General features: G+C 49.5%; 12 protein-coding genes. 6 read left to right on the top strand and 6 right to left on the bottom strand.

From position 1 onward, the window contains the following. Window positions 1-9: 9 nt before the first annotated feature. The 4 genes from KTG12_RS12750 to KTG12_RS12735 all read left to right on the top strand — a co-directional run bounded on the left by KTG12_RS12750 (window position 10) and on the right by KTG12_RS12735 (window position 3490). Complete coding sequence (locus KTG12_RS12750; RefSeq protein ID WP_022322855.1) at window positions 10-630, top strand: phosphatase PAP2 family protein; 621 nt, start codon at window positions 10-12, stop codon at window positions 628-630. 16 nt (window positions 631-646) lie between these two features. After that, complete coding sequence (gcvH, locus tag KTG12_RS12745) at window positions 647-1027, top strand: glycine cleavage system protein GcvH (RefSeq protein WP_005633553.1); 381 nt, start codon at window positions 647-649, stop codon at window positions 1025-1027. Then, window positions 1024-1530, top strand: coding sequence for a 5-(carboxyamino)imidazole ribonucleotide mutase (gene purE, locus KTG12_RS12740; RefSeq protein WP_005633555.1), 507 nt, complete (start codon window positions 1024-1026; stop codon window positions 1528-1530). Before gcvH ends, purE begins: the two co-directional genes overlap by 4 nt. Before the next feature lie 118 nt (window positions 1531-1648). Beyond that, on the top strand, window positions 1649-3490 hold the full coding sequence (locus KTG12_RS12735; protein WP_022322853.1) for a 4-hydroxy-3-methylbut-2-en-1-yl diphosphate synthase: 1842 nt from the start codon (window positions 1649-1651) through the stop codon (window positions 3488-3490). A 101-nt stretch (window positions 3491-3591) separates the two neighbouring features. Here KTG12_RS12735 and KTG12_RS12730 read toward each other — a convergent pair whose 3' ends face one another. Then, on the bottom strand, window positions 3592-5400 hold the full coding sequence (locus KTG12_RS12730; protein ID WP_022322852.1) for a right-handed parallel beta-helix repeat-containing protein: 1809 nt from the start codon (window positions 5398-5400) through the stop codon (window positions 3592-3594). Between the two features lie 103 nt (window positions 5401-5503). Between KTG12_RS12730 and cysS the strand changes: the two genes are divergently transcribed. Further along, window positions 5504-6982: a cysteine--tRNA ligase gene (gene cysS / locus KTG12_RS12725; protein WP_022322851.1), complete on the top strand. Its 1479-nt coding sequence runs from the start codon at window positions 5504-5506 to the stop codon at window positions 6980-6982. Between the two features lie 91 nt (window positions 6983-7073). Then, window positions 7074-7481 (top strand): PaaI family thioesterase, encoded by a 408-nt coding sequence (locus KTG12_RS12720; RefSeq protein WP_022322850.1) that lies wholly within the window; start codon window positions 7074-7076, stop codon window positions 7479-7481. Window positions 7482-7624: 143 nt separating this feature from the next. Here KTG12_RS12720 and KTG12_RS12715 read toward each other — a convergent pair whose 3' ends face one another. Genes KTG12_RS12715 through KTG12_RS12695 form a run of 5 tightly spaced genes read right to left on the bottom strand, consistent with a single transcriptional unit; the run spans window position 7625 to window position 15796 of the window. After that, window positions 7625-10048: an ABC transporter permease gene (locus KTG12_RS12715; RefSeq protein ID WP_022322849.1), complete on the bottom strand. Its 2424-nt coding sequence runs from the start codon at window positions 10046-10048 to the stop codon at window positions 7625-7627. 28 nt (window positions 10049-10076) lie between these two features. Next, window positions 10077-10739, bottom strand: a complete 663-nt coding sequence (locus KTG12_RS12710) for an ABC transporter ATP-binding protein (RefSeq protein WP_138272558.1) — start codon at window positions 10737-10739, stop codon at window positions 10077-10079. A gap of 16 nt (window positions 10740-10755) precedes the next feature. Then, window positions 10756-13161 (bottom strand): ABC transporter permease, encoded by a 2406-nt coding sequence (locus KTG12_RS12705; RefSeq protein WP_155144170.1) that lies wholly within the window; start codon window positions 13159-13161, stop codon window positions 10756-10758. Continuing rightward, window positions 13161-14408: an efflux RND transporter periplasmic adaptor subunit gene (locus KTG12_RS12700; RefSeq protein ID WP_173022559.1), complete on the bottom strand. Its 1248-nt coding sequence runs from the start codon at window positions 14406-14408 to the stop codon at window positions 13161-13163. The genes KTG12_RS12705 and KTG12_RS12700 overlap by 1 nt, the downstream gene beginning before the upstream one ends. Window positions 14409-14434: 26 nt before the next feature. Next, window positions 14435-15796: a TolC family protein gene (locus KTG12_RS12695; RefSeq protein ID WP_022322845.1), complete on the bottom strand. Its 1362-nt coding sequence runs from the start codon at window positions 15794-15796 to the stop codon at window positions 14435-14437. Window positions 15797-15831 lie beyond the last annotated feature (35 nt).

Below are 15831 nucleotides of genomic sequence, written 5' to 3'. Positions count from 1 at the left end.
TGAAGCGCTATGAGGTTATTTTCAAATATCATATCCGGCATGTTCCATCCGTTGCTGATGGTGACGTATGGAGTTGTGCTGGCTCTCACCTTCACATATCTGGCAATTTATCCGCCAGCAATGAAACTATTGCTCGCAGGCGGAGCGTTCCTGTCTACGGCGGTTATCCCCGGAGCATTTATCTTTATGATGGTAAAAAACGGGGCGGCGGTCGATATGGAGCTATCGGACAGACATGAACGCGTGGTTCCGTATCTGATCTTTATCACATCAATCATGGTCTGCGCTTTCTATATGTATAAAATGATGCTGCCGTTCTGGTTCATCTCCCTGTTACTGGGCGCCTGCGTGGCGTTAATCCTGGCACTACTCATCAATTTTTTCTGGAAGATCAGTGCCCATGCGATCGGGACAGGTGGATTGCTAGGTGGTATTATGGGAGTAGCCCGGATCCATTTGATAAACCCTTACTGGGCCTTTATCATCGTAATCCTAATAGCAGGATTGGTCGGTACTTCGCGTATCTTTCTGAAAAGACATACTCCTATGCAGGTATATGCCGGGTTTTGTCTCGGATTTATATGTACCTTTGTAGCCTCATTCTTGAGTTATATCTATTTATTCATCTAATAAAAACACTAAAATTATGAATTTCCCTGCAGATTTAAAGTACACAAAGGATCACGAATGGATCCGTGTAGATGGCGATGTCGCTTACGTTGGTATTACAGATTATGCTCAGGGCGAACTGGGTGAAATCGTTTTCGTTGACATCACGACAGAAGGCGAAGTTGTTGCCAAAGAAGAAGTTTTTGGTACAATCGAAGCAGTAAAGACCGTTTCAGACCTATTCATGCCGGTAAGTGGTGAAGTGATCGAAGCGAATGCCGAGTTGGATGACAAACCTGAACTGGTGAATGAAGATGTATATGGCAACGGATGGTTAATCAAGATATCTGTTTCAGATCCCTCTGAACTGGATGAACTGATGTCTGCCGCCGAATACGAACAAATGATTGCGAAATGACACCTGTAGTCAGTATTATCATGGGCAGTACTTCGGATCTGCCCGTAATGGAAAAAGCGGCCAAACTGCTTGACGAAATGGAGATTCCATTCGAAATGCATGCCCTGTCTGCCCATCGTACACCAGCCGAAGTGGAAGCATTCGCCAAAGGAGCCAAAGGGCGCGGTATCAAAGTGATTATTGCGGCTGCCGGCATGGCTGCCCATCTGTGTGGAGTGATCGCTTCAATGACAACAGTCCCTGTGATTGGAGTGCCTATCAATTCAACGCTCGACGGTATGGATGCCTTGCTAGCCATCGTACAGATGCCTCCGGGAATCCCGGTTGCCACCGTCGGTATCAACGGTGCTTTGAATGCCGGTATACTGGCAGTCCAAATGCTCGCCGTCGGAGACGAACAACTCCAGGATAAGCTTGCCGCTTATAAGGAAGACCTTAAAAAGAAAATCGTAAAAGCGAATGAAGAACTGGCTAAGGTTTCTTTCAAATATAAAATGAATTAGTTGAAAGGTGAGAGTTGAAAGTCAACAAAAATGCAAAGTATTCGATACCGCTTGCCTCCCTTGTTGACTCTCACCTTTCAACTCTCACCTTTCAACTTTCACCTTTCAACTAAAAAAGATGGAAGATTTTTTTAACTATCGTCGTCGCAAATCGTCTATTGTCAACATAGGAAATACTCCGTTAGGGGGCGATAATCCGATTCGCATCCAGTCGATGGCAAACGTCTCCACAATGGATACTGATGCGGCTGTCTGCCAGGCGATCCGAATGATCGAAGCCGGTGCAGAATATGTACGTTTCACCGCCCAAGGAGAACGTGAAGCCCGTAATTTAGGTGTAATCCGTAAACAACTTAGCGAAGCCGGATATACGACTCCGTTAGTCGCCGACATCCATTTTAACCCACGCGCGGCCGATGCTGCTGCCGAAGAGGTGGAAAAAGTACGTATCAACCCCGGAAATTATGTGGACAAGGTAAAGACGTTCGATCTGCAGGAATACACCGACGAGGAATATGCCGCAGAGTTACAGAAGATACGCGACCGCTTCATACCATTCCTTAACATCTGCAAAGCACACGGAACCGCCATTCGTATTGGCGTAAACCACGGTTCGCTGTCCGACCGAATTATGAGCCGGTACGGCGACACTCCAGAAGGCATGGTTGCCTCATGCATGGAATTCCTGCGTATTTGCCGGGATGAGAATTTTCCCGACGTCGTAATCTCCATTAAAGCCTCGAACACGGTTGTAATGGTGAAAACCGTCCGCCTATTAGTCCGAACAATGGAAGCCGAAGATATGTACTACCCGTTGCATCTCGGTGTGACGGAAGCTGGCGATGGCGAAGATGGACGCATCAAAAGCGCTGTCGGAATCGGGGCCCTATTGTCCGATGGCATCGGCGACACGATCCGCGTCTCTTTGAGCGAAGATCCGGAGGCAGAAATCCCTGTTGCCCGTAAGTTGGTTGACTACATACTCGAACGCGAAGGACATGAACCTGTAGAGACCTCACCTGCCCCCGGTTATGATCCGGTTACAGCCGATCGTCGTCACAGCCGGGTGACGGAAAGAATCGGGGGAAATTTCCCGCCGGTTGTCATTTCTGACCGTAGCAACGGTGATTTTGAGTTTGATCATGCGTCACAGCCGGACTATATATACATAGGCAAGGAAGATCCGGAGAACCTGCCGGACAACTTTCGTCTTTTGGTAGACGCCCACTTCTGGAAAGAACGTCCGAACGCCTATCCTTTTTTTATCGCATCGGAAATAGACGAGTTAAAAGACTATTCCGTTCCCTTGAAATTTATCCGCCTTACCTACCGAGATCTGACCGACCGCGTGATCGAAGTGCTGAAGCAGGATAAGTCCGTAATTGTCATCCTGAGCACACATCACCGGAACGGTATCGCCGCCGAACGTGCCGCCATGCATCACTTGCTGGCAGCCGGTTGTGATGTGCCGGTCATCCTGCATCGCGACTATAGAGAGACAGATATTGAAGCGTTGCAACTGAAAGCGGCCATCGACTTCGGAACTTTGCTGTTAGATGGCTTCGGCGACGGGATCATGCTGCACAACGAAGGGAGCGAAACGATGGTAACGGACAGTTGTATGTTCGGCATCCTGCAAGCAACCCGTACCCGCATCAGCAAGACGGAATATATCTCCTGCCCAAGTTGCGGACGTACCTTATACGACTTGCAAACAACAATCGCCCGTATCAAGAAAGCCACTTCTCATCTGAAAGGCTTGAAAATAGGTATCATGGGGTGTATCGTGAACGGTCCCGGCGAAATGGCAGATGCTGATTATGGCTATGTCGGCGCCGGAAAGAACCGGATCAGCCTATATAAAGGTAAAGAATGCGTCCTGAAAAATATCCCCGAAGAAGAAGCTGTAGAACGATTAGTCCAGTTGATAAAGGAAAGTGGAGATTGGACGGATCATTGAGTATAATTGAAAAGGAGTGTGTCAGATACAAATTACATTGAAATCAATATATCCGTATCTTACACACCCCTTAATCCTTTTTTAATCTTGCCTATACGTTTTTATTCCTCAGACCTTATATCTTTCTCCTCATCAAACCCTCCGTCGAACCGGTTATCCTTGATCTCGACATTAACAACGCGCTGGAAGAAGAAACGATGGTTGTTCCAATGGAAAGCCGGATAATCATGATTTTGTCTAATCACATTATTGCGGAAGACTAGGCCGTCCACAGATTTTGCATACAGGATCGGCATATCAAAGGTTTCGAATTCGTTGTCCTCGATCACGATTCCGCTGTGAAAATATCTCTTCTGACTTTTCAAATCAGGTATCTCCGGATATATAGAAATAACGGCGTTCGTAAATTGGAACTGATTTGTCAAAGCATTGATAAACTTGTTATTCCGGATCTGTACGTCATGGCAGGCACCCGTCTCGAACCACCCGTTGCAGTCGCCGCACAGTAGGATTGCCGTACCGGATGTGTGATCAAAAACGTTCTTCTCGACCACAGTCTTCTTCGGAGTGCTAAACAGGGAACCACGGGCACGGTTATTACGGATCACATTATCGGCAAAATAAACCTCCGGCGTCCATTCCAGATTCTCGATACCATAAGTACCGACCTCGCTAATGGCGGGATCGACAGGTTTCTCAAACGTAATGCGGAACTGTTTTGCACCATGGCCGTCAGGCTTGTCGGCTGCTTCAATCGCAGCCACCTTGTTCTGTTCACCTAAAACCTCCATCGTTTTGGACTCGATGAACTGGACGGCATCGCCCGGACGCCCCCATTCGAAACCGTAGGACTGCCCGTGCATATATTCGCCGACCAACGTCTTGTCGTCTATTCGCTTTTGCACCTTCAGATAGGTTCCATGCACATTGATGGCATCATCCATCATACCTTCATACAGACCACCGACCGAACGGATCAATCCCTTACAGCCGGAGAAATGAGTCGCATCGGCCTGTGTCGTGAAATAACGTGGATCATCCTTGCCACGCAGGCAGACCGAGAATTTATCCAACGTGATATTTTCACTCATCTGGGCCAGCAGCCCCATTCCTTCAGCATAATGAACCTGTATATTTTCGAGTGTCGTATTCGTATCATGATACATAAATACACCCGGAGTCGGACGACCGTATCCACGGAACACAACGACCGTTCCCGGTATCAGTTTCTTGTTCTTCCAAGGCGCAAGAATCTTGCGGGAAGCAATCTCTGCGACATGCTTGCTACCCACACTAATATCGCTGGTAGCATAGACCAGTCGCTTTGTATCTCCTTCAAAAGCGATGCCCCAGGCAGGGGCATGTTCCCAACCTTCCCCTTTAGCGACAAAGTTGCTATCGCGTATTTCGTACTCCACCCAGGGAGCGACCTCGTAGGTGATCAAGCCTCCGACCGTGTCGTTCTCCAACACTTTCACTTGGCTGATATGTGGATTCGCAAAATCGATACTAAAGTTCTTCAATGTACAGTTCTCCGAACCGACCAAAGAAACCGGAAGCATCCGCCCATGGAAAACCAGTTCGGAACCTTGTCCGTCAAATATCACATTCTTCATATTTTCAAAAGCCAGTCCCACCAGTTTCGGATTATCCTGGTCATGGTTGGAAATGAAGTATTCACGTTTGGAAGCACCTTCGGGATAGAAATCATAACGTCCCTTCGGCAACAGTATCCGGACCGTATCGGAGTTCACTTCCGCCGCAATCTCTTGAAGAGCTTTCGCAATCAACGGAGAAGCATTTTCCCCGGTATCCGGTTTCAGACCATATCCGGACAGATCATACGCGCCGCCTTTACATGCCGTAAACAAAGCGATAAATAAAAGTGTCAAAACAGAGTTTAGTTTCATGGCTTACATCTTTCGTTGATTATATTTTCAATTATTTAGGGGCAAACTTACTCAAAATTATCCGATTTTATTGTAAGTTTGCCCCTCTTAAATATAAATAGATATGGAACATCCAATAAGCATTTATAACACACTCACAAGAAAAAAGGAACAGTTCATCCCGCTGCACGAACCGCATGTGGGTATGTACGTTTGCGGTCCTACGGTTTACGGTGACGCCCACCTGGGCCACGCACGGCCGGCTATCACTTTCGACCTGCTGTTCCGTTATCTGACTCATATAGGATACAAGGTACGCTATGTACGCAACATAACAGATGTCGGCCACCTGGAACATGATGCTGACGATGGTGAAGACAAGATTGCCAAGAAGGCCCGTCTCGAACAACTCGAGCCGATGGAAGTGGTGCAGTATTACCTGAACCGTTACCATCACGCTATGGAAGCGCTCAACGTTCTACCGCCCAGCATCGAACCACATGCGTCCGGCCATATCATCGAGCAGATCGAACTGGTAAAGAAAATACTGGATAACGGATATGCTTACGAAAGCGAAGGTTCCGTTTACTTCGACGTGGAGAAATACAACAAGGATCATAATTACGGTGTTCTTTCCGGACGCAACATCGACGATATGCTGAATACTACCCGCGCACTGGACGGACAGGATGAAAAACGTAATCCGATCGACTTCGCTCTCTGGAAATGCGCACAACCGGAGCATATCATGCGTTGGCCTTCTCCGTGGAGCGACGGTTTCCCCGGATGGCACTGCGAATGTACGGCTATGGGTAAAAAGTATCTGGGCGAACATTTCGATATCCACGGTGGCGGCATGGATCTGATCTTCCCACATCACGAATGCGAGATTGCACAGGCTGTTGCTTCACAGGGAGAAGATATGGTTCACTACTGGATGCACAACAATATGATTACCATTAACGGGCAGAAGATGGGCAAGTCATTGGGCAACTTCATCACGCTGGAGGAATTTTTTACTGGTGACAACAAGGTGCTGAGCCAGGCATATTCGCCTATGACCATCCGCTTCTTCATCCTCCAAGCTCACTACCGCAGCACGGTAGACTTCAGCAACGAAGCCCTGCAAGCAGCTGAAAAGGGGTTGGAACGTCTGATGGACGCTTATAATCATTTGATGAAGCTGAAAGCCTCCGACGTTTCAACTGTAGATGTGAAGGATTTGCGCCGCAAATGCTACGATGCGATGAACGACGACCTGAACTCGCCGATTGTAATCGCCCATCTATTTGACGCAGCCCGCGCGATCAACTCCGTAAAGGATGGCAAGGCTACGATCTCGGCCGAAGACCTGAAAGAGCTACAGGATGTATTCCATACCTTCGTTTTCGATATTCTCGGAATAAAAGATGAAGCAACTTCGGGCGGAAGCAACAACAACGAGGCATTCGGCAAAGCAATGGATTTGCTGCTGACCATCCGCCAACAGGCAAAAGCCAATAAAGACTGGGCTACATCGGACAAGATCCGAAACGAACTGACAGCCATCGGCTTCGATATCAAAGATACGAAAGACGGAGCCGAATGGAAGTTAAGCAAGTAAGACGAGCGTTCGATATTTGACAGAAAGGAAGCATAAATGATGATTTACTGCTTCACTCATTCTTATCATTGGCACATTATTTTTTATAATCATGACAATAAACGAATTTCTTCAAGGCGACAAGTTCGCCTTATTGGCTGGTGTCGAACTTTTGGAAACGGGCAACGGTTATGCCAAAGCCCGTATGGAAATAAAGCCGGAACACCTCAACGGCGGTGGCGTATGCCAAGGCGGCGCTATCTTCACTTTAGCTGATCTGACTTTTGCAGCAGCAACAAACAGTCATGCACGCCTGACACTTTCTATTACATCCAGTATTAACTTCTTCAAAGCCGAAAGCAAAGGGTTCCTTTATGCCGAAGCTCGTGAAGCATTCAGCCACAAGCGGCTCGCCAACTGTGAAGTGCGGATCACCAATGAAACCGGCGACCTGATCGCCACCTTCAACGGAACAGGCTACAGAAAAGATACGGAACTGCCGTTTGCCCCAATAGAATGATTTATCTAAACCTATCGAACAACCGCTGCAGATTTTGTCCACGGCCCCAAAGTAAAGCTACTTTGATGCAATTGTCCTTGATATAATAATAAATTAAATGTACGCTATCGCCGTCAGATGAGCAAATAGCGTACATTTGTATTTTATTCGTAACGCAAAGACCGGGCCGGTTTGCTAAAGATGGTTTTGGCGGTTTGCCAACCGATGGTCAGCAAGGAGATCACACACAATAAAACGACCGGAACAAGGAAGAACCACGCTTTCCAGTCCGTGCGGAACGAATAATGATTCAGCCAATCCCCCATGATCCAGCCCGAAAGCGGAAGGGCGATGACAACAGCAATAGCAATCAACAGGAAGAACTCTCGCCCCAATTCAAAGAAAAGCTGCCTCCGGGAAGCTCCCAGAACCTTCCGGATTCCCATCTCCCGGATACGAGTCGAACAAGAAAACATAACCAGAACAGCCAATCCCATACAAGAGATAAAGATCGCCAATATCGCAAAAAGTGCCACAATCAGCCCGAACACTTCATCCTGTCGGTATTGCTGGTCAAAAAACTGGTCGAGAAAGAAATAATCATAGCTGGAATCCGGGAAATAACGTTCCCACACTCCTTCGACCTGTTTCACGAGATCACGCGGGTTACCGTTCTCCATAACGACAGAGATATAACGTTGTTTCATCCAACTCAATTTCTCATGCAGGGCAAACAAGATCGGCGTAAAATCTTTGTTAAGCGATTGTTGATGATAATCCTTCACGACCCCGATAATCTGCATCGGCTGATCGACGGTTTCGACAGACAAGCGTTGCCCCAAAGCGGCATCGGACGATTCGAATCCCAACGTACGGACAGCCGATTCGTTCAGGACGATCTTATAAACATCTCCCCCGTAATCTTCGGAAAAACCACGGCCGGAAACGAACTTCAGATCATAAGCTTCCAGAAAAAACTCATCGCAGTTCAACATCTCCAACAGGCGCGTCTGCTTCGTCACATCACTTTCGCGGACGATGGACAGGAAGTCGGTTACCTCCGTTCCGGGAACTGCACCAGAAACCGTCACCGCCCTGACGGAGGGCAATAACGCCACCTCTTTCTTAAATGCTTCCAACTTCATAGCCAGTTCCTCGCATTGCGCCGGGAACTTAAGAACCAGCGTCTGGTCCACCCGTACCCCCAAAGAAGCATTCCGCATATATTGAAGTTGCGCGTACACGATCAACGTCCCGCAAAGCAACACCAGAGAAGCCGTGTATTGCAACACCACCAAAACCTTGCGGGTGACCGTCGCCCCATGCGTATGGGTAAACTTTCCTTTCAACATCCGGATCGGCTTGATGCCGGACAAAACCGTCGCCGGGTAAAAGCCGGACAGAAACACACCGGCAGCAAAGATCAGCAACAGATACCACCCCAGTGAAGTCGTAAACCAGACGGAAAAACTCAGATCCCGTCCCGTCAGGTTATTGAAAGAAGGCATCAACGCCTCCATCAGCCCGATAGCCAGGATAAAAGCAATACTGTTCGTCACCAACGATTCGAAAAGGAACTGTGAAATAACCTGCCTCCGGCTTGCCCCCGAAGTCCGACGTATACCGATCTCTTTGGCTCGTTCCATCGAACGGGCTACCGTCATATTGATATAATTGATCCAAGCAATACAAAGGATAGCAAGTGCCGTACAGATCAACACCCAGATAGAAGAACGATTCCCCTTCACCTCCGGCTCATAAGCTTTCTGCGGATTCAGATGGATATCGCGGAGGTTCGTCAACTGGATCGCCCAAGTTTTATTCTTCAATGCCTCTTCCGTCTTATACTTCTCCGCCATTACTGGGAAATCCTCTTCCACCTGCGTTTTCAGGTTCGCCGACTTCAGCAAGACATACGAATAGACTTCGTGGCGATACCAATATTCATCCATCCACTTCGGGAGCGTCTTGTAGGAGATCAGCAGATTATAGCGAATATGCGTATTGATCGGCATATCTTCCATTATACCCGTCACTTCGCAAGCTTCCTCTCCTATATTGCTTCGGAAGATCAGGATTTTCCCGATCGGGTCCGCTCCCTTGAAATATTTCCGGGCAATACGTTCGGTGATAACTACCTTGTTCGGTCCGTCCAGACAACTTTCTTTATTTCCCTTCAAGAGTTTGAAGTCAAAGAAATCGAAAAAGTTAGCTTCCGCATAGCCTATACCTGTCTCCCGACATAGCAGTTCGTTGTATTTCACGACCTGCTCCGGATAATACTGGCTTCCGACACGTGTATAATCCTCGACAGCACTCATGTTTTGCTTCATAGCCGTAGCATAGCCGGCAGACGAACTGGCCCAATCATCCGTCAGCTCCCCGTTCTCATAAAACCGGGCTTCAACCCTGAAGATACGATCCTGCCGGCTGTGCATATCGTCGTAGCTGTATTCGAAAGCCACATAGGTCAGGATCAGCAAGGCTGCCGCCATGCCGATCGCCAGACCGACTATATTGACGACACTGAAACCTTTCTTTTTAGTAAGGCTGCGCCACGCACAGTTCCAATAGTTTGTTACTATCATTATGATGAAGATTTTCAAAGATGAATATTCAGGAAACGACCCGGCCGTCCAAAAGATGGATAATCCGGCGTGCGAAGCTGGCATCCCGTTCCGAGTGCGTGACCATGACGATCGTCGTCCCCTGCCCGTTCAGTTCTCGAAGTAATTCCATCACCTCCGCCCCGTTTGTCGAATCCAGGTTTCCCGTCGGTTCGTCGGCAAGGATCAGCGGACAATCCGTCACCACGGCGCGCGCTATCGCCACACGTTGCTGTTGTCCGCCGGATAGCTGCTGCGGAAAATGTCCGGCACGATGGGCGATATTCATCCGGTCGAGGACTTCCATCACCTTCCGCTTGCGTTCGGACTTCCGGCAGCCAAGATAAACCAACGGCAGTTCCACGTTCTCGAAGACTGTCAGCTCGTCTATCAGGTTGAAACTCTGGAATACGAAACCGATATTCCCTTTACGGAAAGCCGTCAACTGGCTCTCTCCCATCTTGTCTATCTCCTTGCCGTTAAAGAAATATTTGCCGGAAGTCGGCGAATCAAGCGTTCCCAAGATATTCAATAAGGTCGACTTGCCACAGCCAGAAGGCCCCATAATGGCCACAAACTCACCCTGTTTGACCTCGATGTTCACCTCGTTCAATGCTTTCGTCTGCACCTCCTCGGTGGTGAAGACCATAGACAGATTCTCTGTTTTAATCATATTATATTCATTTAAATCATTCGTTCCTGAGAATACGCATCGGCTTCAACCGAACCACACGCCACACCTGTCTGACTACCGTCAAGAAAGCGACACACATCAACAACACAAATGCGACTCCGTACACCCACCAAGGCAACACGATATGAAAAGCATAACTCTCCAGCCATCCGTTCATCAAAACCACAGAAACAGGAAGTCCCAATACAGTGGCCAGCACCGTAAGAAGTAGCAATTCACGTGTCAAAACAACAAAAAGACTTATTTTACCGGCTCCCAAAACCTTCCGTATCCCAACCTCTTTCACTCGTGCCAGAGTAGAAAAAAACGTCACGACCCATAATCCCAAGCAGGCCACAAAGACTGCCAATAATGACGCACTGGCAAAAATCCAACCGAAATTGCGATCCGACTTATACAAGCTATCCTGATAATCATCGAGATAGAAATAAGAAAAAAGGGCGGACGGAAAATAAGTCCGGTACATTTGTTCCACTTCAGCCAAGCAGTCAGAATTAACCGGACCATCCATCTTGACGGATATATAAGGAGTCGCAATAAACGGGACCCGTTCTTTCAGGAAAAAGAGGATCGGCTTATACGGTTCCGCAAGCGACTGCTGATGATAATTTTTCACAACCCCGACAACTTCGAGTGGATCTTCCAGCACTTCCATCTCCAACTGCTTTCCTAACGCCTCTTCCGGAGAAGGATAACCAAGCAGACGCACCGCCTCTTCGTTCAGGACGACCTTATTCCGTTCATTGCCGTATGCTTCCGAGAAACCACGTCCACAAAGCATTTCCGGCGAATAAAGCGCCAGATAATCATAATCGACAGCAAACATCTGTATCAGCTTCACTTCGGATGGATCGCTGCCGTAAGGACGATTGGTAAAGTAGTTCGCCACCTCAACGCCCGGCACAGCACCGGAAATAGAGACACGGACAACATAAGGTATCTGTCCCAACCGTTTCTTGAAACTCTCCATTTTGACGGACATATCATCGGTAAAAGCCGGATATTTCACCACCAGTACCCGGTTCGAAGAAGCGGAAGAAGTCTCCAGCTGCATATAACGAACCTGTCCGATCACCACCAACGTACCGGAAACCAGAACGAAAGAAGCAAGAAACTGAGCCACAATCAACATCTTCCGCATCCGGTTTCCCTTACGGCCATGCAGTAATTTCCCTCGCATGATATCCGCTGGACGGATGCGTGTCAGCAGGAATGAAGGATACAGTCCGGTAAACAAAGTTCCCCCTATAAAACACGCTGCCGCCATACTCCAGAATTCCGGCAAACGGAACGCGCCGGCAGCAAAATCCAATCCTACCCAACGGCAGACAAAAGGCAACAGTACCTCGACCCATCCGAGAGCCAAGATCAAAGCCGACAAGTTCAACAACCCTGCTTCCAGCAATCCTTGCAGGATCACCTGCCGGCGGGAAGCCCCGAACGCCTTGCGAATACCAAACTCCCTGCCACGTTCCAGATAACGGGCAACCGTCAGGTTCAGCGCGTTCACCCAGCCGATCAGTAAAAGGGCGACTACCATCACCGAAAGGATACGTACAGCCATACGACTACCTTTCGCCTCTTTCTCATAAGACTTACGGGGAGTCAGATGAATATCCCGCAAACGAACCAGTTCGACCCTCCAGTCCTTATGTTTCAATGCCGCCGTCTTATATTTTTCAGAGATGGAATGGAAAGCCACTTCAATATCGCCCGGTTTCTTTCCCGGTTCAAGCCGGACATACGTATAGACACCGTGGATATACCAAATATCGCGCCTTGCCTCCGGAATAGTCGAATAAGACAACAGGAAGTCATAATGCAGATGCGAATTATAAGGCATATCGGCAATCACGCCCGTCACCTCGAAATGCTGTTCGGACGAAGATGTACGGAAAGTCAGCACTTTGCCGATAGGATCACCACCGGCAAAATAACGACGTGCAGCACTTTCGGTAATCACCATCGTATTCGGACGGACCAACTGTCCACCCTTCTCCCCCTTGAGGATCGGGAAATTGAAGAGATCGAAAAAAGCCGGTTCGGTATAACAGTACTGTTCTTCGATAAACTGCCGATCACCGAACGTCACCTCTTGTCCGCGATCTTGTGCCGTCACACGTACATACTGCTCTATGCCCGGAATCTCGCGATACATGGCGGGAGCATGCCCGAAAGAAGTCGTCGCCCAATTATCCGTCAAGGTTGCCCCTTCATAAAGACGGCTCTCCACACGGTAGATGCGATCCCCGTCGTGGAACGAATCGAAACTCAATTCGAACCGTACATAGAGCATAATCAGCAGCGCCGCGCCAACACAAACGGAAAGACCGAATACATTCAGGGCGGAAAGAGACTTCCGCGCCCGTTGGCTTTTGATTACTTGAGACCAATATTCCATCAGCGTAAAATTAATCGTTCATTCTCACCAAACAAGTCATATCCGGAAATAATCACCTTCTCTCCCGGTTGCAACCCTTCCACGACCTCGTAATACTGCGGGTTCTGGCGGCCGATACGGACAGGGCGGCGGCGAGCCGTCTTCTCTTCTTCATCCACCACATACATATACTCGCCGCCGCTTGCCTGGTAGAAGCTTCCACGTGGAACAATCACCGTCTGCACGGGATCGCCCAGTTGCAGGTTCAGGTGGTAGGTTTGCCCGGCACGGATGTTTTCCGGCCGGCCGGAGACAAAATGTAGGTCGGTGCGAAACTGTCCTTCCCGCACTTCGGGATAGACTTTCGTCACCTCCATATCGTATTTCTTTCCTTCCCGTTCGAAGCTCGCAGGGAGTCCGGGCATGACACGTTCCACGTAGTGCTCGTCGATCTTGGCTTCCACCTTCAGTTCGGGCGTGATCACCTGGCCGATACGTTCGCCCTGGGCGATGGACTGGCCGATCTGGGCCTCCAGGTTTCCTAACTGCCCGTCGACGGGCGCCTTCACCTTCAGGTTTTCCAGTCGCTCGCGAACCAGGGAGAGACTCTTCTTCATATTCCGGATGTTCTCGTCCAGGCTCTGTAGCTGGCTACTGCGGAACAGGTCGTCCTGCTTGATCCGTTCGTCCACAACGGCCAACTGTCCGAGGGCGGCCTCGTAATCTTCCTCAGCCTGCAAGTAATCTTCGCGGGCCAGCAGGTTCTTCTTATACAGGCGTTCGTATTGCCTGAAACGGCGTTCCTTCTGCACCAATTCCTTACTCAGGCCGATGCGGTCCTGTTTCAGCCGGAGATGTTCCTGCTCCATGCTGAGACGGGTGTTGCGAAGTTCGTTTTCCTGATAGGCCAAGTCGGCTTCGCTTTGCAGGATGCCGATGTTCAGGAGCGGGTTACTGAGGCGGAGGATCACGTCGCCCGCCCGCACCTGCGCCCCTTCCTCGATCAGGCGTTCTTCGACGCGCCCACCCTCGATGGCGTCAAGATAGATGATACGATCCGGCAGTACCTGCCCGATAACCCGGATGTAGTCGTTGAACTCTCCTTTCTGCACGGTAGCGATCGTAATGCGTTCTTTCTCCACTTTCAGGGAAGAGGAAGTATCACGAAAAAGAAGCCAAAGCAGGCAAAGCAGCCCGACGGCAATTCCTATCAAGGAATAGATGTGTTTCTTCTTAAACCGGGACTTCCGCTCAATACGGGTGTCCATGCTATTGATTGCCATTCTTGTTGTATTTATTCGGTTCCTAAAAATGAGCCTGTGCGGTAGAAGTCTACCGTGCGGCTTTTCAACTCATACTGCAAACGGGTGCGCGACAGTTCTGCCTTGGCCAGTATATAGAGGTTCCGCTTCTCCATCAGTTCGAACACGGAGATCATCCCCTCCTCCCATTTCTCCTCGCTCTCTTTCAGCGTGACGGTGGAAGTGCGGAGTTGTTCGACCGCCTGACGGTGTTCCTCGGCGGCAGCCCGGAGTGAAAGGCAGGCGTCGTCTATTTCCTTGTAGAGACTGAGGCGTTGCTGCTCGTTCTCGTTCCGTATCCTTTGCAGGCGGAAACGTTCCTTCCGGACATCTGTCAGGCGGGAAAGTCCGCTGAACAGAGGCAGCGAGACGCTCACGCCGATATATTTGTTCATGTTATTCTTCAACTGGTCTTTGATCGGGATGATCTCGCCCAGGTCATCCCGTTCCGTGTCGTAGTAACCGGAATAGAGGCTGAATTCCGCACTGATGGAAGGAGAAAAAGCCCCGGACGCTATTGCCAGTGACTTGCGGGAAGCTTTCTCCCTCAGTTCCATAGCCCGGAATTCCGGCAGGGATGTTTCGGAGGCGGCATAGATCTCGTTGGATTCCAGTACAGGAAGCACGGGAAATTCGCCCTCCCCGTCGGGAGAGATCGCCAGCGTATCGGTATCCCGCATATTCAGCAGTTCCTTCAAGGCAAGCAGCGAGAGGCGGCAACCGTTCGCCTTCACCGTCTCCTGGTAAATATCAGATTGCAGGCGCGCCTTCACCTCCTGCAAATCAGAAGGGGAACGCATGCCAAGATCCACATATTCGAGCATCTGCTCGTGATAGCGTTCGCTCAACTTCCGCTGCTCGACAGCAAGCTCGTACATCTTCTTATCGAAGCAGAGGCGATAGAAAGCATCCATCACCTCGAAGGCAATCCGGTTCTCCTCGATCTGCTCCGTGAGGCCGCCGATCTGCTTGTTCAGTTTGCGGAACTGCAACCGGTTGACGCGCGTAAAGCCGTCGAACACCGGAAGCGAGACATTCAGCCCCATCGTGCTCTCTAAAAAGGAAGAGGAAGTATAGAGGTTCGTTTTCGGGTCCACCGAACGCCCCAAACGTTTGCCCAATGCGCCGGTAGCACTTACTGAGGGCAGGAAATCACCATAGGCGGCGGTAAGGTCTTCCCCGGCAATCCGTGTATCCAGGCGACTGTTCCGCACGCGGTAGTTCTGTTCGACGGCATAGCGCATGCAGTCGTCCACCGTCCAGCCGGACTGCGCCCGCAGGTTTCCCGGCGAAGCCAGGAAGACGAGAAGAAAAAGAGACAAACCTCGTTTGATCGTTATCTGTGCATTCATCATGACAGAAAGAAAGCAAACGACGTGCCAGAAATGTA

The organism is Parabacteroides sp. MSK.9.14 (assembly GCF_019041495.1).
GTDB lineage: Bacteria > Bacteroidota > Bacteroidia > Bacteroidales > Tannerellaceae > Parabacteroides > Parabacteroides merdae.
Note: the sequence above shows the minus strand (reverse complement) of the source record. Positions and strands in the feature narration are given on the sequence as shown.

Bases quoted from the DNA above. Each gene is read 5' to 3' on its own strand.
- KTG12_RS12710 (WP_138272558.1), bottom strand. From the start codon at position 10,739: ATGATTAAAACAGAGAATCTGTCTATGGTCTTCACCACCGAGGAGGTG.
- KTG12_RS12735 (WP_022322853.1), top strand. From the start codon at position 1,649: ATGGAAGATTTTTTTAACTATCGTCGTCGCAAATCGTCTATTGTCAAC.
- KTG12_RS12750 (WP_022322855.1), top strand. From the start codon at position 10: ATGAGGTTATTTTCAAATATCATATCCGGCATGTTCCATCCGTTGCTG.
- cysS (WP_022322851.1), top strand. From the start codon at position 5,504: ATGGAACATCCAATAAGCATTTATAACACACTCACAAGAAAAAAGGAA.
- KTG12_RS12715 (WP_022322849.1), bottom strand. From the start codon at position 10,048: ATGATAGTAACAAACTATTGGAACTGTGCGTGGCGCAGCCTTACTAAA.
- purE (WP_005633555.1), top strand. From the start codon at position 1,024: ATGACACCTGTAGTCAGTATTATCATGGGCAGTACTTCGGATCTGCCC.
- gcvH (WP_005633553.1), top strand. From the start codon at position 647: ATGAATTTCCCTGCAGATTTAAAGTACACAAAGGATCACGAATGGATC.
- KTG12_RS12720 (WP_022322850.1), top strand. From the start codon at position 7,074: ATGACAATAAACGAATTTCTTCAAGGCGACAAGTTCGCCTTATTGGCT.
- KTG12_RS12730 (WP_022322852.1), bottom strand. From the start codon at position 5,400: ATGAAACTAAACTCTGTTTTGACACTTTTATTTATCGCTTTGTTTACG.
- KTG12_RS12700 (WP_173022559.1), bottom strand. From the start codon at position 14,408: ATGGACACCCGTATTGAGCGGAAGTCCCGGTTTAAGAAGAAACACATC.
- KTG12_RS12705 (WP_155144170.1), bottom strand. From the start codon at position 13,161: ATGGAATATTGGTCTCAAGTAATCAAAAGCCAACGGGCGCGGAAGTCT.
- KTG12_RS12695 (WP_022322845.1), bottom strand. From the start codon at position 15,796: ATGATGAATGCACAGATAACGATCAAACGAGGTTTGTCTCTTTTTCTT.